Source organism: Chitinibacter sp. S2-10 (assembly GCF_046530675.1).
GTDB lineage: Bacteria > Pseudomonadota > Gammaproteobacteria > Burkholderiales > Chitinibacteraceae > Chitinibacter.
The window spans coordinates 1533081-1552065 of sequence record NZ_CP172558.1; the positions used below are offsets into that span (position 1 = coordinate 1533081).

Here is an 18985-nt window from a genome sequence, read left to right on the forward strand (position 1 = left end):
TTATTCCTTTTTTAGCGCCTGCTCGCGCTCTGCTTCCTGCCGTGCTTTGCGGGCTGCGGCTTCTTCATCGCGTTTTTTGGTCGCTTTTTCGTAGGCGTTGACGATTTTTTGCACTAGCGGGTGACGCACGACGTCTTCACTGGTGAAATGATGAATCCCAATCCCGCGTACGCCCTGCAGCACTTCTTGTGCATCGACCAGACCCGACTTCATGTGCTTGGGCAAATCGACCTGAGTCGGATCGCCGGTGATCACCGCTTTGCTGCCAAAACCGATCCGCGTCAAAAACATTTTCATCTGTTCGGGCGTGCTGTTTTGCGCCTCGTCCAGAATAATAAAGCTGTGGTTCAGCGTACGGCCACGCATAAAGGCCAGCGGTGCGATTTCGATAATGCCTTTCTCAAACAAGCGCGTGACATGATCAAAACCGAGCAAGTCATACAGCGCGTCGTACAGCGGGCGCAGGTAGGGGTCGACCTTTTGCGTTAAATCGCCGGGCAAAAAGCCGAGCTTCTCACCTGCTTCCACTGCAGGGCGAACCAGAATCAATCTTTTGACGGTATCTCGCTCTAAGGCATCAACGGCGCTGGCTACAGCCAGATACGTCTTACCGGTACCCGCTGGGCCGATGCCGAAAGTGATGTCGTTATCTTGAATTGCTTTCAGATAAACATTCTGCCCAGGTGTGCGGCCACGCAAATCGGCACGGCGCGTGCGCAGTACCGGCGTATCGACATCAGATTGCGCTTCTTCTGGGCCGCGAATAATTTCAATTAGGCCGAGCTGAATATCGTCAACTTCCAGCTCTTTGCGCACCGCTTCGTTGTAAAAGTATTCGAGCGCATCGAGCGCCTGATTGACGACCTTTGTGCGGCCAGCGACTTTGAAATGCTCGTTACGGCGCGAAATCGTTACATCAAGCGCGTTTTCGATTTGTTTCAGATTCTCGTCGAGCGGCCCGCACAGATTGGCAAGGCGGGTGTTGTCGATGGGGGTGAAGGCGAGGGTATCGGTATGCAAGGTATTTCCTGTTTCGGTTTGCAGGCTATACCCTGCAATGTGCTTAATAATGATAACGGCACTGCAAGATAATCAGCGTTTCGTTTTCGACGGTGTAAACCAGTCTGTGCTCATCGCTGATTCGTCGCGACCAGTAACCGGCCAGATTGTGTCGCAGCGCTTCGGGTTTGCCGATGCCATGAAATGGTTCACGCTGTATTTCTTTGATGAGCTGATTGATGCGTTTGAGCAAGGTTTTGTCGTTTTGCTGAAACCACAAATAGTCTTCCCAGCCGGTGCTCATGAACTTGATTTGCATCAGTGGCTCTTTAATCGGCGTCAATCAGTTCGTGAATTTCACCTGCACCTTGGCGGTGTTCGGCAATGGCCTGCAACAAGCGCTGTGCATTGGCGGGGGAGCGTAAGAGGTGGGCGGTTTCTTCGATGGCATTGTATTCGGTCAGCGACATCAGCACCGCAGGCTCACCCGTCTGGCGCGTAATCAAAATCGGTGAACGATCTTCGTTCACCTTATTGAGTACGTCGGCCAAATGCTGACGGGTGTAGCTGTAAGTCATTGCTTCCATGGCGAATCTCCATTGTTTTGAAGTTGTACAAATACTAGCACAATGAAGATTCGTAAAGCAAGGTAGGTCTTATTCGTCCACAATCACCAGCTCACCGCCAAGTGTATGCGGGAACACTTTGGTGATCCGCACATTGACCATTTGATTGATCAGGCGCGGGTTGCCGGGGAAGTTGACGATGCGGTTATTGTCGGTACGGCCAGCCAGCTCGTTGCTGTCTTTTTTCGAGATTTTCTCGACGATCACACGCTGTACTGTGCCGAGCATTTCCTGATTAATTTCAGACGCAAACTCTTCAATCCGCGCTTGTAGGCGTTTCAGGCGCGCCAATTTGACTTCTTCCGGCACATCGTCGCCCAAATCGGCGGCGGGCGTACCTGGGCGGCGGCTGTAAACAAAGCTAAAGCTCGCGTCAAAGCGCACGTCTTCGATCAGCTTCATCGTGCGCTCGAAGTCTTCTTCGGTTTCGCCGGGGAAACCGACGATAAAGTCGCTCGACATGCAAATATCAGGGCGCGCTTCGCGCAGTTTGCGGATCAGTGATTTGTATTCCAGCGTCGTATAGCCGCGCTTCATATTCACCAAAACGCGATCCGAGCCGGCTTGCACTGGCAAGTGCAAGTGCGATACCAATTTCGGCAAGTTTTTGTAGCAATCGATAATGCGCTGCGTCATCTCTTTCGGATGGCTGGTCGTAAAGCGCATGCGCTCCAGACCCGGGATTTCGTGCACGTACTCGAGCAGCGTGGCGAAGTCGGCAATTTCGCCGTCTTCCATCTTACCGCGGTAGGCGTTGACGTTCTGACCGAGCAAATGGATTTCCTTGATGCCTTGTTGCGCCAAGTTCGCCACTTCAACCAGTACGTCGTCAAACGGGCGCGATACTTCTTCGCCGCGGGTGTACGGCACGACGCAGAAAGAGCAGTATTTCGAGCAACCTTCCATAATCGACACAAAAGCCGATCCGCCTTCAACGCGCGCCGGTGGCATGTGATCGAATTTTTCGATTTCCGGGAAAGAAATATCCACTTGCGAAATGCCAGTTTTGCGCTTTTCAGCAATCAATTCGGGCAAGCGGTGCAAAGTTTGCGGGCCAAACACAATGTCGACATACGGTGCGCGTTTGACAATCGTCTCGCCTTCCTGCGAGGCCACACAGCCGCCTACGCCAATGACGATATTCGGGTTGGCGTTTTTGAGTTCTTTAATGCGACCCAGATCGGAGAACACTTTTTCCTGCGCTTTTTCGCGCACGCTGCAGGTGTTAAACAAAATCACATCAGCTTCTTCAACATTATCGGTGCGGCTCAAGCCTTCGGACGCGTGCAATACATCGACCATTTTGTCCGAGTCGTACTCGTTCATCTGGCAGCCAAAGGTCTTGATAAATACTTTCTTGCTCATTGGGTCACATCTTTCTTCAAATACTTATAAAAGGCTGCAGGCAGTACAAAATTGCTTAAATACTTTCCTGCATATCGGGTCACATCTGTTCTTGAAAAACTAAAAGGAATATTGCTGCTGCGGGCGGGGCAATATCTGTTTAACTCGGTAATGTTTGTATGGGTATATTGATGTGGCTCAGTTCTGTATTGGGCTTGCTGTATATACCCCTATTTCGAATTGTCTATCGCAATCTGTGCCTTTTCTTCCTGCTCTCTTTGCGCCAGTAGTTTGGCTTCGTCGGCATTGACGACCCAGATGCGCCAGAGATAGCCGGTGTTCGGTTCGGTCTGATACCAGACTTTGCTATCGCGCGGTAACTGGGCAATCTGTCCGGGCATCAGCAAGGTATTGTTGATGCCACGCACTTGCAAGCCCGGTGCCGCCTGATAAACCTTGCCACTGAGTTTGAATTGCGGCGGCTGATAGTTCTCCAGTTCGGCCAGTTTTCCGCTGGGCAGAATGCGGGCAGCGAAACTGCAGCTTGAGACACCAAGAAGTAACAAAAACAGTAACTTGCGCATACGCGAGTCTCCGGTTAGAGGGGCTAATGGTAACAAGAGCCGCACAGAATTGAAAGAAAAAATACCGCAGGGCTTGACAGTGATTAATGCCGCCACTATCATGCTGCTTCTCTTGGCTATGTAGCTCAGTTGGTTAGAGCACAGCACTCATAATGCTGGGGTCACAGGTTCGAGTCCCGTCATAGCCACCAAATACCATTCTCAGGGTTTCCCAGAGAATACCTAAAGCCCCGTAAATCTTAGGATTGCGGGGCTTTTTGTTTTTGCCGCTATTCCTCATGCTAGCAACAAAACCTGCCCCCATTTCTACCCCCGCACTGTTTTTATTCAACAGCAAACCAGTATAAGTCGAGATTGTCCGGCTGCCGTGATTCAGATTTTCAATCTGATTGCCACGAGGCGTGTTTCGTATGCAGGGTATTTTCTATATCTCCGGATACAAATATAAGCTGCGTGTATCGGCGCGGCTTTTTCTATCGGGTAGGCTGGTTTTTAAGCGTGCGATTGCCTGCTGCGCGGTGACGCGATAAGTCGTGAGTTTGCCGCCCATGATCGAGAGCACGCGTGGTGATGTGTTGTGATCGAGGTCGAAAATCACGTCGCGCGGGCGAGAAAAGGCATTTTGGTTACTGCGCGGCAAGACGCGCAATCCGGCAAAGCTGCGCACCTGGCTAGTTGGAATTTCGAGCAGAGGGAAGTAATGCCGGATGACATTGAGTAAATAATCTCGCTCATCATCGCTGCATTGTGTTTGGGCTGGCGCTCCGTGGTAGGTGCGTTCGGTGGTGCCGACCAGCAGCTGATTTTGCCACGGCAGAATAAATACAGCGCGCTGGTCTTGCGGCGCTTCAACATAAAAATATTGCGTAATTAAAGGCGGCAAGAGCAGGTGGCTGCCTTGAATCAGTTCAACCTCAGGCAAGGTCATTGTGGGCGAGATTTTGGCGAGTACTTCGTGCGCCCAAGGGCCGGCGCAATTGACGAGTACGCTGCAAGTGGCTGATTCTTGCCGCCCCATGATGGTGTAATTGACCTCGCAAGCGGTTGGGCTCCTGCTTGCGTTAATGAATTTCGCCGGTATGCACACTTCAGCACCCAGTGATTGGGCTGAATTGAGCACCGCGCGCGTGAGCGCGGCATCATCGGTTTGTGCCTCTTGATAACGGAAAACGGCTTTCAGATTTTCCTGTTTGAGCCCCGTTAAATCACGCCATGTGCTTTTGGCGAGTTGGCTGAATAAGGCGTTTTGATTGCAGCCCGCGAGCAGCGCGTACAGGCTTAATCCCGCCCGAATCGTCAGCGGGCTGCGGCTGGCTTGCTCATAAACTGGAATATGCAAGGTTTGCAGTTTGACTAAGTCGGGGGCCAATTTAAGCAAGAGCGCGCGTTCTTGCAGGCATTCGCGGACGAGGCCAAATTGCGCGCTTTCTAAATAGCGCAGCCCGCCGTGGATCAGCTTGGATGATTTGCTCGATGTACCTGCCGCAGCCGCAGTTTGCTCGAGTAACAGAACGGAATAGCCCGCAGCCGCCGCAGCTTGCGCCACCCCTGCGCCCTGTATACCTGCGCCGATGATGATTAAGTCGTATTTCATGGCTGGGCTCTAGGGCTGTTGACGTTTGGTTTACGATCCCGCTAATGCAAATTAGCGGGATTTTTGCATTTTTACTATTCAATTTCCCTGCTCGGGCAAAATGCTTGCCACTTGCTGTCGATGATTTGTGAGATGGTCTGAATCAGGGATGACGACTTGGATTGGGATTGCCTTTGGTCGCGTGAATACCGTGTTTAGTATTGAGACCCTTACAGCCAGGGTGTAAGGTCGGCAGAAGCAAGCCCCTTTTGCGGGAGGTCAATATGTCGAGATGTCAGCAAGTCGTCATTGCGCTATTTGGCCTCGGAATATGGTGTTGCAGTGTTTTGCTGCAGGCAGGGTCGACAGTGTGGCCTGGCAAAGTAGGGGTCAGCGTTTCCAGTCTGGAAAATCCATATTTTGTCGCGCTGGTGCAAGGCGTTCAGCAGAAGGCCAAGCAACTCAACCCTGCGGTCAAGATTTCAGTCACTTCGTCCGACTATAGCGTGGGCAAGCAAGTGACTCAGTTGCACGGCATGATCAATGCGCAAGTCGATGTGATTCTGCTGGTTGCTTCCGAAGAGCACGCTTTAAAACCGGTGATCGAAAAAGCACGCAAACAGGGCATTATCGTGATCGGGGTCGATGTCAGGGCAGAAGGGGCGAATCAGACGGTGCTCACTGATAACCGGCTCGCTGGCGAGCTGGTGTGTGATTATCTGGCCAAGGCGATCAAGGGGCGTGGACGCGCCTTGATTCAAAACGGACCGCAAGTCTCATCGGTGATTGACCGGGTAGCAGGTTGCAAAGCGGCCTGGGCGCGCTATCCGGCGATTGAGCTGCTGTCAGATCGGGAAAGTGGTGATGCCTCGGTTTGGGGTGGGCATGCGGCTATGCAATCGGCAATCAAAAACTATGGCGCGGTTGATGCGGTGTTTGCGATCAATGACCGGCAAGCCTTGGGGGTGCAAAAGGCCTTGCAAAAAGAGGGAATGCAAAACACCCGAATCGGTTCGGTCGATGGCTCGCAAATCGTGGTGAAGGCGATTGGCATGGGCTCGCAAATTGTGGCAACCGCCAGTCAGGCGCCTAAAAGTATGGGTGAGCGTGCCATCGAGGCCGGGCTGGCCTTGCACGCCGGGGGCAAGTCCGAGCCCGAGCTGATCTTGCTCACCCCGACGCTGGTGAGCAAGGAGAATGCCGCAATTTTCAAGGCGTGGGACGCCGGGCTGATCGGTCAATAATCAGTTGATGCACATACTTTCAATCCGCCGATGTCACCTATGGAGGCGTGGATTAATTCGCAGTTCGTCATTCCGGTGCAGGCCGGAATTCAGAAAAATCAACAAGCTGAACCCGGCTTTCGCCGGAAGAACGAATAAATCAGCCGCTCCCTATATCTGGGCGAGTGCTGAAATTTCGGGTAGATTTTATTGGGTCAGGCCGTATTTCTGCGCGTAGGCGTATAGCCCCATTCGGTTATGAACCCCCAGCTTGGCGTAGATCGAGGTCAGATGATTGCGCAAAGTGTGTTCGCTGATGTGGAGTCGTTCGGCGATTTCCAGAGTGCTGACATTTGAACCCAAAGCAATCGCTGCAATGGTTTGCTTTTCCTTGCGAGTCAGACGAGCGATTTTTTCGTGCTCTGCATTGTTTGCGCCCTTTTCCCGGGCAATTGTCATCAAAATCCGTTCGGTCGCCGCACGATCAACCCAGTATTCACCCGCATTCACTTTCTGAATGGCTTTGAGCAATACCTCGACCGGTTCGCGCTTGCTAATTGCACCGCAGGCGCCAGCCAGCACGGCTTTATCCTGTTGATCGGTATCATTCGCTGCTGCAATAACCAGTACCCGCACATTCGCTCCGGATAGCAGTGCTGAAATGGCCTCAATGCCATGATCACCATCCAGATCCAGCAAGATGACATAGGTCTGATCGGCATTGATCAACTGCGACACGTGCGCCGGATGGTCGACGCAGGCGATCACTTCCATCAAGAGCGTCTGCGCGTTAATCAGCGTTTGTAATCCCCAGGCGACCATCGGCAAGTCGCAGATCAAAATGACTTTGATTTTGGTGTCCATATTTTTTCCAGCATGCGCGGACATATGCGTTGTGTTTGAGCCGTTTATTCCGGCCGTATTCCATACCAAATTAGTTCAAATGTCCTGAATTTGTCATAAAAAATCAAAGCATTGTCCTAAATAAATAGACCTGTTTTTCCCATTTTTCCCGCTCCTGTTCTGGGCTACGCTACACCCCATGGCAAATCGATCAAGCATCAGCGGACGCCAGCACGAGCGAGTTCAGGCGGTGATTTCGGTTCAGATGGCAGGACGAACCGGCTTTACCAGGAATATCAGCAGTGATGGCTTTTACCTCGAGGTAGATGGCACAGGCATCTGCAGCGATGAGATCTGTTTTGAGCTGGATTTTGGCGTTGCTCATCGCGAGATGAAAATGAAATGTTCCGGTCACGTCGTGCGAATGGAGCCGCATGGCGATCAGACCGGAATCGCATTGAAAATCGACGGGCTGCAATTGCTCAGAGCCTGAGTTTGTCGATGGCCTGAATTTCGGGGGCGGCATGGGTTGCGGTCCTTGGCTGCGTCATTGTTGCGACAAGGAGAATCATCATGGCCACATCAAGCAGCGGCGGAACTGCCACCTCGTTCTCGAATACGCCACAGGCCAAGGATGACATCCTGACTTCGGCGCTGATCGATGGACAGAGCGGCGCCATTACCGAAGAATTGCTGTCGGTGATGTATCTGGACGTGATGGCCAACGATCTGGGCGGCAACGCGAAAAGCCTCTGGTCGCTCGATGACGGAACCAGCACCTCGACCGCCACCAAAACCTATGCACCGGCCGATCTGCTGGTGCAGGATGTCGGTGGCATCGTTGATTCGACGCCCGATTTCAGCGCGAATGGCGCCCGAATCTGGATCACTGCCGATGGCAAGGTGGGTTACGACGCCGCGAGCCTGTCGACTGCGTTCAAGGGCAATCTTCAGTCGCTGGCGGCTGGCGAAACATTGAACGACAGCTTTACCTACGCCATCCGCCTTGGCAACGGCACGCTGAGCTGGGCGACTGCCCAAGTGGCGTTTTCCGGCGCGAACGATGCAGTCACATTCAGCACTGCCAGCAACACCACCGGAACGGTTACCGAAGATGCGCCGCTGACGCCAAATCCGGGCGATTCACTGAACGCCACCGGCACCATCGCCTTTCATGACGTCGATGCCAGCGATAGCCATACTGCCTCGTTTGCACCAGCCGCTGGCAACGCCACCGCGCTGGGCACTTTTGAGCTGACGCCGGTCAGCGAAGCTGCCGGCGCTACTGAGGGCACGGTGGGCTGGACATACACGCTGAACAATGCCGCCGCGCAATACCTTGCCGAAGGGCAAACCGTGACCGAAACGTATGCGGTCACGATTAGCGACGGGAATGGGTCATCGCTGATCCAGAATGTCACGATCACCATTGTCGGCAGCAATGACGTGCCCACCATCACCAGCGCGGCGCAAAGTGCGGCGATCAGTGAAACGGCTGACAACGGCCCCTTGCCGGATGCCGATCCGGCGAGCGTTGGCGGGACGATTACTTTCCACGACGTCGATCTGGCCGATGCGCCAACGGCCAGCATCAGCGCGGCCAGCGTCACAGGCGGCACGGTAACGCCCAGCGCCGAACAGGCTGCGGCGCTGCTGGATAATCTGGTGTTGAGCCCCGTCACCGATAATCCCGACGGTTCTGGCTCGCTGAACTGGAGCTACAGCGTTCGCAATTCCGAAATCGATTTTCTGGGGCAGGGGCAAACGCTGCAGCTGACATTCGGCGTTCAGGTCAACGATCAGCACGGCGGCACGGCGACCCAGAACGTCGTCATCACGCTGACCGGTGTCAACGACGCGGCGGTGCTGTCGGCGGACGTGGTGAATCTGGTCGAAACCAACGCCGCAGGCGATATTTCAACCAGCGGCACGCTGACCATCACCGACGTTGACAGTGCGGAAACCTTTGTAGCGCAAACCGATACGGCTGGGGCGTATGGCACGTTCAGCATTGATGACGCTGGCGCGTGGAGCTATACCGCCGATTCGGCGCATGATGAATTCGAAGACGGCGTCACCTACACCGATACCTTCGATGTCGCCAGCTTTGATGGGACGATGACCAGCGTGACGGTTCATATCCTCGGCACCAATGACGCGGCGGTGTTGTCAGCGGACGTGGCGAATCTGGTCGAAACCAACGCCGCAGGCGATATTTCAACCAGCGGCACGCTGACCATCACCGACGTCGACAGTGCGGAAACCTTTGTAGCGCAAACCGATACGGCCGGGGCGTATGGCACGTTCAGCATTGATGACGCTGGGTTGTGGAGCTATACCGCCGATTCGGCGCATAACGAATTCGAAGACGGCGTCACCTACACCGACACCTTCGATGTCGCCAGCTTTGATGGAACGATGACCAGCGTGACGGTTCATATCCTAGGCACCAATGACGCGGCGGTGTTGTCAGCGGACGTGGTGAATCTGGTCGAAACCAACGCCGCAGGCGATATTTCAACCAGCGGCACGCTGACCATCACCGACGTCGACAGTGCGGAAACCTTTGTAGCGCAAACCGATACGGCTGGGGCGTATGGCACGTTCAGCATTGATGACGCTGGCGCGTGGAGCTATACCGCCGATTCGGCGCATGATGAATTCGAAGACGGCGTCACCTACACCGACACCTTCGATGTCGCCAGCTTGGATGGGACGCTGACCAGCGTGACGGTTCATATCCTCGGCACCAATGACGCGGCGGTGTTGTCAGCGGACGTGGTGAATCTGGTCGAAACCAACGCCGCAGGCGATATTGCAACCAGCGGCACGCTGACCATCACCGACGTCGACAGTGCGGAAACCTTTGTAGCGCAAACCGATACGGCTGGGGCGTATGGCACGTTCAGCATTGATGACGCTGGCGCGTGGAGCTATACCGCCGATTCGGCGCATGATGAATTCGAAGACGGCGTCACCTACACCGACACCTTCGATGTCGCCAGCTTTGATGGGACGATGACCAGCGTGACGGTTCATATCCTCGGTACCAACGACGCTCCGACGATCAGCGTAACGCAGAGTGGCGCAACGACATTTACCGAAGTCAGCGGGTCGGATACACCCGCCAACGACGTGACCCTATTGAGTTCAGCCAATATTGTCGATCTGGATCACGTCCGTCCGCAGTCAGTGGCGATCACGATCACCAATACCAAAGCTGGGGATCAATTGCTGTTTACCAATACGGCCGATATTCAGGGTACCGTAACCACCGTCGGTGGCAATATTGTGCTGACGTTGACAGCGATTGCAGGGCACACGCCAAGCGAGGCGCAATTTGAGGCGGCTTTGGCGACGGTGAAATTCAACAACACGTCGGATACACCGGATACCACGACCCGCAACATCGCTTTCTCCGTGACCGACCCGGCCGGAGCGACCAGCACGGCGGCAACGATTCCGCTGAATGTTGTCGCCGTAGCTGATGATGTGACTCCGCCGGTGCTGAACAGTATTTCGGCGACCAATCTTTCCAATACGGCTGGCTCGACGGCCACCGTGAAGTTTACTTTCTCCGAGGCGATCACCAATTTTACGCTCGGCGATATTACGGTGAATCAGCCGACCCGGGTTTCCTTGTCCAATCTTCATGTTACGGCCAATCCGTTGGTCTGGGAGGCAACCGCAACACGGGGATCGGCGAACGGCTCGTATACCTTGAGCGTAGGTGTCGGCACATTCAACGACTTGGCTGGTAATGCCAATATGGCTTCGTATACCAGCGGCAATCTGGCGCCAGCTGGGGTTGCCGGTGAACCCATCTATCTGGCGCTGCCTCAGCCGGCAGCCGATGGTGCTGTCACGTTGGTCATCAAAGGCATTCCGGCCGGTTGGGTGATCAGCGAGGGTATCGACAATCATGATGGCAGCTGGACAGTTCACGCCAATGATCCGAGCTCGCTGACTGTGACGACGCCAGCCGATTTCAGCGGTGCGCTGGTATTGGATATCAGCATGAGCTGGAGCAATGCCGACGGCACGACGGGAACTATGCAGATTGCAGATAACGTCGAAGCCTATGCGCCCGGCTCGCCGATCTTCGCGCTGTCGCAAGATGACAATCTGACCGGCTCGTCCGGCGCGGATCAGTTCGTTTTTGCGCAGCCGATAGGCAATAACGTGATTTACAGCTTTGACGCCGCTGTGGACAAGGTCGATCTGGTCGGTTTTGCAGGCGTTGCCAGCATGGCGGATTTGACTATCAGCAACGATGCCAATGGCAATGCAGTGGTGAGTATTGGTAACGGTCAGACAATTACGCTGCAAGGTGTCGATGCGGCTGCGCTGACTGCGGCGAATTTCGAGTTTGACGTTGATCCGGTCACACACAATAGCGGCATGCTGACGATCTCGGACGGCGCGATCATGCCGTTTGGCGGCAGCATCATTAACAGCGGCACGATTGCGCTTGATGGCGGCAGCAGTGGCACCAGCCTCGAAATCCTGTTCCGGGGGGCGAGTCTGATTGGTGGTGGGCATGTAGTCTTGTCCGATAGCGATCAGAACGTGATATTCGGTGGTAGCTCCGATACGGTTCTGCGCAATATCGACAATACGATTTCCGGCGCGGGTCAGCTTGGCTCCGGGCAACTGATCCTGCACAATACCAGCACCATCATCGCCGATGGCAGTCATGCGCTGGTGATCGATACCGGTAGCCAGCAAATTATCAACTCAGGTACGCTGATGGTCACTGGCAGTGGCGGAATGCTGGTCGTAAGTGCGATGGATACGAGTGGTTTGCTGTGGGCCAATGGCGGCAATCTGACCTTGCACGGCGATGTTGCAGGCACGGGCAGCGCATTGATCAGCGGGGATGCGACGCTGGAATACGCCGGCGCATCCAGCCTCGATACCCGCTTCGATCTCGACGGCGACGGTACGCTCAAACTCGATCATGCCGCTGGTTTCAGCGGAACGGTTTCCGGAATGAATGCCGGCGATACGCTGGATCTGGGCGATATGGCTGGCGTAACGGTCAGCTATGTCGGCAATGCAACGGCGACCGGTGGCGTGCTGACGATCAGCGATGGCGTCAGTACCAGCGAAATCACGCTGCAGGGCACTTATACCGCGGCCGGCTTTCAAAGCATGCACGACGCAGACGGGGGGACTACGGTTGGCTATACCTCGGCGATTGGCGATCAGACCCTGTTGGGCGGCGACGGCAATGACGGTCTGGTCGGCGGCGATGGTAACGACATCCTGAATGGTCTGGCTGGCAATGATTTTCTGGTGGGCGGCTCGGGTAGCGATACCTTTGTTTTCCAGTTCGACGGCGGTGTCGATACCATTCGCGACTTCAATACAGCCAGTGTGGAGCAAGGCGGTGATGTGCTGAATCTGGCTGATTTACTGGATGGTTCTCAAACAGAGACCCTGGCTGATTATGTGAGTTTGCGTGAGGAAAACGGCAATACGGTGATCGCTGTCGACCAAGATGGCAGCGCTGGCGGTGCTGAATTTCAAGATGTCGTCGTACTGCAAGGCGTGACCGCACTGAATATCGATACCTTGCTGAACCACAGCAATCTTGTTCATGCTGCATAGCTTGAGTTTGTAATCTGGATTGTGTGCATACCGTTTGAGCACCGTCATGCACACAAAAAACATAAGTCCTGTGACTGACAACGTACGGGGCTTATTGGTGCGCTCAATTGTTTTGAGGTGCAGTCAGGGTATTCAATGCGCCTCGTAGAGCAAGTTGACCATGGTCAGTGTCGGCGGGGTTGCTCCTGCGTACTGGCAGGCTGCCGCGCCACTGGCAATGGCAAAATGCAGGTGCTCTGCCGTGCTGCGTTCCGGCATATTGAGTAGGCTGTAAATCAGCCCGCCCATCGCGGCATCACCGGCGCCGACGCTATCGACGACGTTGACTTTGATTGCCGCTTCGTTGGCGATGTCGTCATGATGGTAAAAGCTGGCACCGTCTGCGCCGCGCGTATACAGAATACTGGCGGCCGGATTAAAGCTGCGCAGCGTGTCGAATGCGGCGTCAAGGTCGTTGGTGCGAAACAGCCCGGCCAGATCTTCGTCCGATACCTTGATGACATCGGCCAGCTCGCTCATCGTACGCAACGTGGCGTCGTAGCTTTGATCCATCAGCACGCGGAAATTGGGGTCGTAGCTGATCTTCACGCCATGGGTTTTCAATTCGCGTGCCAGCGCAATTAGTTTTCCCGCCAGCGGCTGTCTGGCCAGACTGATGCCGCCAAAGTGCACCCACTGAACCGCCTTCATCCAGCCGGATGGTAATTGAGCCGGGTTGAAATGCAGATCGGCGGCATTGTCGCCGACGAAGAAATATTGTGGCGGATTGGCCGAATGCACGATCGCAAGCAGCGGCGAGTAATCCAGTTGCTGCAAGAAACGCAAATCCAGACCGGCTTCAGCGCTGGCCCGTTGTAGATCCTGTCCGAAGCAATCTCGACTGATACTGCCAGCAAATGCACTACCTTGGGCGCTGTCCTGACCCAAGCTGGCCATGACCCGGGCGACATTCCACGTCGAGCCGCCGACTTTGCTGACCCAGTGCGTGTCATCCACCCGGATCATATCGGTCAATGCTTCGCCTGCGGCGACAAAGGTGGGAAAGTTCGTCGTGTTCATGATGGTCTCAGTCCAGTTTCAGAAATAGGTCACGATCCGGCGCAAAGCTGGCGTACAGCGGCAATAAAGCGCCGCCGAGCGCACGGGCATCCGATCCGGTTTGGCCGGCCAGAATCTGCGGCGTGATTACGCCTTCCAGATTGAATTCCAGCATGCTTTTTTCGATCCGGCGGATCAGCTCGTCCTGTAAGGCACGGTCAAAGCAGCCATCGAGAATAATGCCGTCCAGATCAAGGACGCAGGCGGTGTTGAGTATCGTCAGCGCAATCGCGGGGGCGGCTTCATCCAGCCAGGCTTCGGTATGCGGCCAGTAGGTCGAGCTCATGCTGCGCGCATCGGTCGTGGCGCGGCCGTCGAGCCCGGCAGCCAGATAGCGGTTTTCCAGCTGATAGAGCGAAGCCGTGTTGAGTAGCTGTGCGCCACTGCGGCGCGATTCCAGCCCCATTGGCAGCGAGCCAATCGCACCGGCATTGCCATGACGGCCAATATGCAGATGGCCGTCGAGCACCAAGCCGCCGCCGATAAAGGTATCGACAAAGACATACAGAAAATTGCGGATTTCGCGCCCGCGTCCGGCGACCAGCTCGGCAACGCACGCGGCCGAAGTGTCCTTGAGCATCTGAACCTGCATGCCGGAGATTTCGGCAATTTCGTCGATCAGCGAGAAACGCTCCCAGCGAGCCACGACATCAGCATCGAGCCCGAGTAATTGCTGCCAGCCGCCCATATTCAGCGGCGCTGCCACGCCTATACCTTCGATGCGATCCCAGTGTTTGACGGGCAGCATCGCCTTGATCTTGGCGAGACAATCGGCAATATGCGTCAGGATTTGCTCGGGCGCGGCAAAGTCATATTGTAGATCCCAGCGCTCGCGTACCGTTCCGGCAAAATCGACGAGCAATACATCAAGGCTGCGCCGGCCGATTTTGACGCCGATGGCGAAAGCGCCATCGGGGTTCAGCGCCAGCGGCACCGAAGGCTGGCCGACCTTGCCGCGTTGCGGCGTTTCCTTGATCAGCAGCTCGTCGTCGATCAGCCGTTTGGTAATCAGCGAAATCGACTGTGCGGTCAGGCGGGTGAGGCGGGCAATGTCCGCGCCGGGCAGGCGGCCATTGAGACGGATGGCTTGCAGCACCACCCGCTCATTGTATTGCCGCATTCCGCCTTGCGATGAGCCGCGAGCCTGCTCGTTGGAATGATTAGCCTGCGAGCGGTTCACAGATAACTCCTTTTTTTACGATGAAATTGCCGTAGGGTTGCAATTCACTGGTCAGCACAATGGCGTAAGCCTGCTTGACCCGTTCGTAAAATGCAAATCGTTCGACCGCTGCAATCTGGTTTTCCAGCGCGTACCCCTGTTCGGTCAACTGGCTGATGACATGGCGTTGCAGCGCGCTGCGCCAGCCATCGGGCTGATGGCTGACCTGCATATACGCCACCGGATGGGTGACATCCTGATCGACAGGCAGCAAACTCATGACCGCTTCGACCGCGCGGGCAACACCGACGCCGGCCAGATGCAGCAAGGGTTTGCCTGCGCCCAGCGAGGCGGCGGTGAAGTTTGCGTCGGCAACGACGATTTCATCGCCATGCCCCATTTCTGCAAGCACCTTGAGCAGCTCAGGAGTGATGATCGGATCTATGCCTTTGAGCATCGTCTTCTCCTAGTACGCCAGCCATTCGGCAGGGATGTCTTCGGGTTTCATCGCGCCGGTCATGACGGCAACCGCATCGCTCATCGTGATCGCTTTCGGGTTCAGAATCGCTGCGCGGCGACCCAGCCGGGCGACGTGAATCCGGTCCGCAATCTCGAATACGTGCGGCATATTGTGGCTGATCAGCACCACCGGCAGGCCGCGATCACGCACATTGCGGATCAATTCGAGCACCATATTGCCTTCCTTGACGCCCAGCGCTGCAGTCGGCTCGTCCATGATGACGACATGACGGGCAAATGCGGCTGCGCGCGCGACAGCTACGCCCTGACGCTGGCCGCCCGATAGTGTTTCCACTGCTTGCGCCATCGAACGGATGCCGATTTTCAATTCCTGCATATACGCGATGCTGTCTTTGAGCATGCGTTTTTTGTCCAACGCGCCAAACCATTCGCCCAGCAGGTTGTCGCGGCGGATTTCGCGTCCCAGAAACAGGTTTTCAGCTATCGTCATCGCTGGCGCAACGGCCAGATCCTGATACACCGTTTCAATCCCGGCGCGGCGGGCGTCAATCGGGCTCTGAAAATGTACTGGCTGGCCGTCGAGCAGCAATTCGCCGCTATCGGGAACAATCGCACCGGATAAAGCTTTGATCAGCGATGATTTGCCCGCGCCATTGTCGCCAATGACGGCCATGATTTCTCCCGGACGTAATTCAAAATCAGCGCCGTCGAGTGCGGTCACCTGACCGTAGCGTTTGACCAATCCTTTGGCTTGCAGAACCAGTGGACGCGCAGCTTGTGAGTTAGCTTGGGAAGCAGTTTGCTGATTGTTTTCAATTTCAATAATGGCGCTCATTTTAACGGCCTCCTTTGCGGGATAACTGGTCGGTGGCGACGGCGAGAATCACCAGAATGCCGGTAATCAAGATCTGGTATACCGATGAAACGCCCATCAGCGTTAGGCCATTGCGAAATACCCCCACAATCATCGCGCCAATCAGCGAGCCGAGGATAACGCCGCGTCCGCCAAACAGACTGGTTCCGCCCAGTACGACCGCCGTGATCGCGTCCAGATTTTCGGTCTGGCCTGCATTCGGGTCGCCCACGCCGGTACGAGCCACCGACAGCAGCGCCGCGATGCCGTAGCACAGGCCGGCCAGCACATAGACCATTAGCAGCACGCGGTGTGTCGCGATCCCGGTCAGGCGGGTCGCTTCCGGGTTATTGCCGACGGCATAGATATGGCGACCTGCCGCTGTTTCGCGCAACCACAGCCATGAAATCGCATACATCGCCAGCATCACGACCGTGCCATAGGCAATCTGCGTTTGTCCGATGCTGAAGGTATTGCCGAGCAAAGTCATTCCGGCTGGCAGGTCGGTAATCGTTTGTGATTGCGAATACAGCTGGGTGATCGCAAAGGCGATATTCATCGTACCCAGCGTCACAATGAACGAAGGCAGTTTGACGCGCGTCACCAGCAAGCCGTTGATCAGGCCAAAACCGGCCGTCACGGCAAACCCGGCACCAATGGCAAGCACCGGATGCAGGCCGTAATCGTTGGCGACCTTGGTCATCACGACGCCGCCGAGCGCCATCACCATCCCGCACGACAAATCAATGCCCGCGGTCAGAATGATCAGTGTCTGGCCAATGGCGATCAGTCCGACCACCATCACCTGTTGCAAAATCAGCGAGAAATTGGCGCCGGTGAAAAATTGCTCGCTCTGGAACGAGAAGAAAATACACGCCATCAGCAGGGCCAGCAGCGGCCCGAGTGTGCCAATCGACGGTAGACGATCCTGCAGGGAAGGCATGGTCATACTCCTTTTGCCCGGTTGATCTGTACCAGCGCCTGCGCCTGCTAGCGGTACTGGTGCTTCGAGCGCAATTGCTGCGCCTGAATCGGCATTGCTCTGGCTCATTATTTATTTCCCCAGCAGAGATCCATCCCGGTTTTGGTGTCCTTGCTGTCAACACCGGCGACGGGTTTGGCTGCAATCAGTGTGACGCCGGTGTCGGTGTAGCCTGAGGGTTTTTTGCCCGTCTTGGCGTATTCAACGCCAGCAGCGACGCCCATCGCGGCCATTTTCAGCGGGTATTGCTGCGAAGTGGCGGCGATTTTGCCTGCGGCGACATCACGAATGCCCTGACAGCCGCCATCGACCGACACGACCAACACGCCTTTTTCCTTGCCGGCTTTTTTCAGCGCATTGAATGCGCCAGCGGCGGCGGGTTCGTTAATCGTGTAAACGAGGTTAATGTCGGGATTTTTCTGCAGGCAGTTTTCCATCGCGGTCTGGCCTTTGGCCTGATCGCCAAAACTGTCGGCCATGCAGACGACTTCGGCCGGTTTGGCGAGCTGATTGTTGTTCGCGTCAAACGATTGCAGGCCAAAGCCTTTCAAAAAACCGTTGTGGCGTTGCGCGCCGACCGGATGGCCCGGGAACAGATCCAGCGTGGCGATTTTGACCGGTTTGCCAGCCAGTGAAGTTTTGGCGTATTCGCCGACCAGCATGCCCGCTTTGTAATTGTCGGTCGCAAACAGCGCATCGGTCGCATTGGCCGGCTCGGTCGGACTGTCGAGCGCGATAATCAGCACGCCTTTTTCGCGCGCTTTTTTAATGGTGGGGACGATGGCTTTGGAGTCGCTCGGCGTGATCAGGATGGTTTTGGCACCTGCAGCGATCATGTTTTCAATCGCCGTCACCTGACCGGCATTATCGCCATCGGTTTTGCCCGCAGCGGACAGCAGCTTCGCGCCTTTCGCTTTGGCCTCGGCTGTTGCGCCTTCTTTCATTTTGACAAAGAAGGGATTGGTTTCGGTTTTGGTGATCAGTCCGATCACCGGCTCTGCGGCAAGGGCTGGGAAAGTGATGCTGCCGAGCAAGATGGCGATGGCGATGGCGATGTGTGTGCGTTGCATGGTGTTCTCCTGAATGAATGGGGTTCGACTGCAATCAAATCGTTCGTCTTTTATAAGTAAATCAATTTGATTTATTAAAGATTATGCTTGTGGCGTTAATAAATCAATAGCCTTGATCTATATAAAAACCCTTAAATAACAAGCACTAAGTGGCTGCAGGTACAAACTAAGACCGAGTCGTCACGCGAGCGTTGCTTAAATTTTCTTCTGGGTATATTGATGTGGGCATTGATGGGTAATGGCTTTGGCCATATACCGGGTAAGGTATGGTTGGTGCTGCGCTCTGGATGTCACAAAAAATTAATCCATACACGGTGCGTCGATTCATCTGCTTAATCTAAGCTGACTTAAGTTTTTCTGCGGGGAAGGGTGATGATGGCTTGGATCGTGCTTTTGGTGCTGGTGGTTTATTTGCTGATCAGTTGGCAGCGGTATCGACGCGATGGGCGGGTACAAGATGTGCGGCGTAAGCCGTTTGATTTCAATATCTATCTGTATTCACCCAGCCGGAGTGCAAAAATCCGGCGGGATGAATAAG

General features: G+C 55.2%; 17 protein-coding genes and 1 tRNA gene. 4 read left to right on the top strand and 14 right to left on the bottom strand.

The annotated features are described in order from the left end of the window. The 5 genes from ACG2XO_RS07300 to ACG2XO_RS07320 form a co-directional block, all read right to left on the bottom strand. Nucleotides 1-1020 carry a PhoH family protein gene (locus tag ACG2XO_RS07300; RefSeq protein ID WP_410500155.1) on the bottom strand — a complete coding sequence of 340 codons (1020 nt, stop codon included), beginning with the start codon at nucleotides 1018-1020 and terminating at the stop codon, nucleotides 1-3. 43 nt (nucleotides 1021-1063) lie between these two features. Beyond that, a complete protein-coding gene (locus ACG2XO_RS07305) occupies nucleotides 1064-1318 on the bottom strand; it encodes a Txe/YoeB family addiction module toxin (protein WP_410500156.1) in 255 nt (84 codons plus the stop codon). 10 nt (nucleotides 1319-1328) lie between these two features. Further along, on the bottom strand, nucleotides 1329-1586 hold the full coding sequence (locus ACG2XO_RS07310; protein WP_410500157.1) for a type II toxin-antitoxin system prevent-host-death family antitoxin: 258 nt from the start codon (nucleotides 1584-1586) through the stop codon (nucleotides 1329-1331). A 69-nt stretch (nucleotides 1587-1655) separates the two neighbouring features. Beyond that, nucleotides 1656-2990, bottom strand: coding sequence for a tRNA (N6-isopentenyl adenosine(37)-C2)-methylthiotransferase MiaB (miaB, locus tag ACG2XO_RS07315; RefSeq protein ID WP_410500158.1), 1335 nt, complete (start codon nucleotides 2988-2990; stop codon nucleotides 1656-1658). A gap of 209 nt (nucleotides 2991-3199) precedes the next feature. Continuing rightward, nucleotides 3200-3553 carry a hypothetical protein gene (locus tag ACG2XO_RS07320; protein ID WP_410500159.1) on the bottom strand — a complete coding sequence of 118 codons (354 nt, stop codon included), beginning with the start codon at nucleotides 3551-3553 and terminating at the stop codon, nucleotides 3200-3202. A 114-nt stretch (nucleotides 3554-3667) separates the two neighbouring features. Here ACG2XO_RS07320 and ACG2XO_RS07325 point away from each other — a divergent pair. Then, nucleotides 3668-3744: transfer RNA gene (locus ACG2XO_RS07325), tRNA-Met, on the top strand. Between the two features lie 233 nt (nucleotides 3745-3977). Here the strand turns inward: ACG2XO_RS07325 and ACG2XO_RS07330 are convergent. Beyond that, nucleotides 3978-5147, bottom strand: coding sequence for a glycerol-3-phosphate dehydrogenase/oxidase (locus ACG2XO_RS07330; protein WP_410500160.1), 1170 nt, complete (start codon nucleotides 5145-5147; stop codon nucleotides 3978-3980). A 263-nt stretch (nucleotides 5148-5410) separates the two neighbouring features. On the opposite strand from ACG2XO_RS07330, the gene ACG2XO_RS07335 reads away from it, so the two are divergent. Further along, nucleotides 5411-6370 (top strand): substrate-binding domain-containing protein, encoded by a 960-nt coding sequence (locus ACG2XO_RS07335; RefSeq protein ID WP_410500161.1) that lies wholly within the window; start codon nucleotides 5411-5413, stop codon nucleotides 6368-6370. A 186-nt stretch (nucleotides 6371-6556) separates the two neighbouring features. Here the strand turns inward: ACG2XO_RS07335 and ACG2XO_RS07340 are convergent, their stop codons facing one another. Then, nucleotides 6557-7213, bottom strand: coding sequence for a LuxR C-terminal-related transcriptional regulator (locus ACG2XO_RS07340; protein ID WP_410500162.1), 657 nt, complete (start codon nucleotides 7211-7213; stop codon nucleotides 6557-6559). Nucleotides 7214-7403: 190 nt separating this feature from the next. Beyond that, nucleotides 7404-7718 (bottom strand): hypothetical protein, encoded by a 315-nt coding sequence (locus ACG2XO_RS07345; protein ID WP_410500163.1) that lies wholly within the window; start codon nucleotides 7716-7718, stop codon nucleotides 7404-7406. 47 nt (nucleotides 7719-7765) lie between these two features. On the opposite strand from ACG2XO_RS07345, the gene ACG2XO_RS07350 reads away from it, so the two are divergent. Next, nucleotides 7766-12805, top strand: coding sequence for a beta strand repeat-containing protein (locus ACG2XO_RS07350; RefSeq protein WP_410500164.1), 5040 nt, complete (start codon nucleotides 7766-7768; stop codon nucleotides 12803-12805). 132 nt (nucleotides 12806-12937) lie between these two features. On the opposite strand, the gene ACG2XO_RS07355 is transcribed toward ACG2XO_RS07350, so the two are convergent. Genes ACG2XO_RS07355 through ACG2XO_RS07380 form a run of 6 tightly spaced genes read right to left on the bottom strand, consistent with a single transcriptional unit; the run spans nucleotide 12938 to nucleotide 18447 of the window. After that, nucleotides 12938-13864 (bottom strand): carbohydrate kinase family protein, encoded by a 927-nt coding sequence (locus ACG2XO_RS07355; RefSeq protein ID WP_410500165.1) that lies wholly within the window; start codon nucleotides 13862-13864, stop codon nucleotides 12938-12940. 7 nt (nucleotides 13865-13871) lie between these two features. Further along, nucleotides 13872-15083 (bottom strand): ROK family protein, encoded by a 1212-nt coding sequence (locus tag ACG2XO_RS07360; protein ID WP_410500166.1) that lies wholly within the window; start codon nucleotides 15081-15083, stop codon nucleotides 13872-13874. Continuing rightward, the gene (locus ACG2XO_RS07365) at nucleotides 15064-15519 is read right to left on the bottom strand and encodes an RbsD/FucU family protein (protein ID WP_410500167.1); all 456 of its coding nucleotides are present in this window, start codon (nucleotides 15517-15519) and stop codon (nucleotides 15064-15066) included. The genes ACG2XO_RS07360 and ACG2XO_RS07365 overlap by 20 nt, the downstream gene beginning before the upstream one ends. Nucleotides 15520-15528: 9 nt before the next feature. Further along, nucleotides 15529-16377, bottom strand: coding sequence for an ATP-binding cassette domain-containing protein (locus ACG2XO_RS07370; protein ID WP_410500168.1), 849 nt, complete (start codon nucleotides 16375-16377; stop codon nucleotides 15529-15531). A 1-nt stretch (nucleotide 16378) separates the two neighbouring features. Further along, entirely contained in the window at nucleotides 16379-17446 is a 1068-nt protein-coding gene (locus ACG2XO_RS07375) for an ABC transporter permease (protein ID WP_410500169.1), read from the bottom strand. Next, nucleotides 17446-18447: a sugar ABC transporter substrate-binding protein gene (locus ACG2XO_RS07380; RefSeq protein ID WP_410500170.1), complete on the bottom strand. Its 1002-nt coding sequence runs from the start codon at nucleotides 18445-18447 to the stop codon at nucleotides 17446-17448. The genes ACG2XO_RS07375 and ACG2XO_RS07380 overlap by 1 nt, the downstream gene beginning before the upstream one ends. Nucleotides 18448-18819: 372 nt before the next feature. On the opposite strand from ACG2XO_RS07380, the gene ACG2XO_RS07385 reads away from it, so the two are divergent. Then, a complete protein-coding gene (locus tag ACG2XO_RS07385) occupies nucleotides 18820-18984 on the top strand; it encodes a hypothetical protein (RefSeq protein WP_410500171.1) in 165 nt (54 codons plus the stop codon). Nucleotide 18985 lies beyond the last annotated feature (1 nt).

Excerpts from the sequence above, each read along its gene's own strand:
- ACG2XO_RS07305 (WP_410500156.1), bottom strand. The coding sequence starts at position 1,318 with ATGCAAATCAAGTTCATGAGCACCGGCTGGGAAGACTATTTGTGGTTT.
- ACG2XO_RS07310 (WP_410500157.1), bottom strand. The coding sequence starts at position 1,586 with ATGGAAGCAATGACTTACAGCTACACCCGTCAGCATTTGGCCGACGTA.
- miaB (WP_410500158.1), bottom strand. The coding sequence starts at position 2,990 with ATGAGCAAGAAAGTATTTATCAAGACCTTTGGCTGCCAGATGAACGAG.
- ACG2XO_RS07320 (WP_410500159.1), bottom strand. The coding sequence starts at position 3,553 with ATGCGCAAGTTACTGTTTTTGTTACTTCTTGGTGTCTCAAGCTGCAGT.
- ACG2XO_RS07330 (WP_410500160.1), bottom strand. The coding sequence starts at position 5,147 with ATGAAATACGACTTAATCATCATCGGCGCAGGTATACAGGGCGCAGGG.
- ACG2XO_RS07335 (WP_410500161.1), top strand. The coding sequence starts at position 5,411 with ATGTCGAGATGTCAGCAAGTCGTCATTGCGCTATTTGGCCTCGGAATA.
- ACG2XO_RS07340 (WP_410500162.1), bottom strand. The coding sequence starts at position 7,213 with ATGGACACCAAAATCAAAGTCATTTTGATCTGCGACTTGCCGATGGTC.
- ACG2XO_RS07345 (WP_410500163.1), bottom strand. The coding sequence starts at position 7,718 with ATGCCGCCCCCGAAATTCAGGCCATCGACAAACTCAGGCTCTGAGCAA.
- ACG2XO_RS07350 (WP_410500164.1), top strand. The coding sequence starts at position 7,766 with ATGGCCACATCAAGCAGCGGCGGAACTGCCACCTCGTTCTCGAATACG.
- ACG2XO_RS07355 (WP_410500165.1), bottom strand. The coding sequence starts at position 13,864 with ATGAACACGACGAACTTTCCCACCTTTGTCGCCGCAGGCGAAGCATTG.
- ACG2XO_RS07365 (WP_410500167.1), bottom strand. The coding sequence starts at position 15,519 with ATGCTCAAAGGCATAGATCCGATCATCACTCCTGAGCTGCTCAAGGTG.
- ACG2XO_RS07370 (WP_410500168.1), bottom strand. The coding sequence starts at position 16,377 with ATGAGCGCCATTATTGAAATTGAAAACAATCAGCAAACTGCTTCCCAA.
- ACG2XO_RS07375 (WP_410500169.1), bottom strand. The coding sequence starts at position 17,446 with ATGAGCCAGAGCAATGCCGATTCAGGCGCAGCAATTGCGCTCGAAGCA.
- ACG2XO_RS07380 (WP_410500170.1), bottom strand. The coding sequence starts at position 18,447 with ATGCAACGCACACACATCGCCATCGCCATCGCCATCTTGCTCGGCAGC.
- ACG2XO_RS07385 (WP_410500171.1), top strand. The coding sequence starts at position 18,820 with ATGATGGCTTGGATCGTGCTTTTGGTGCTGGTGGTTTATTTGCTGATC.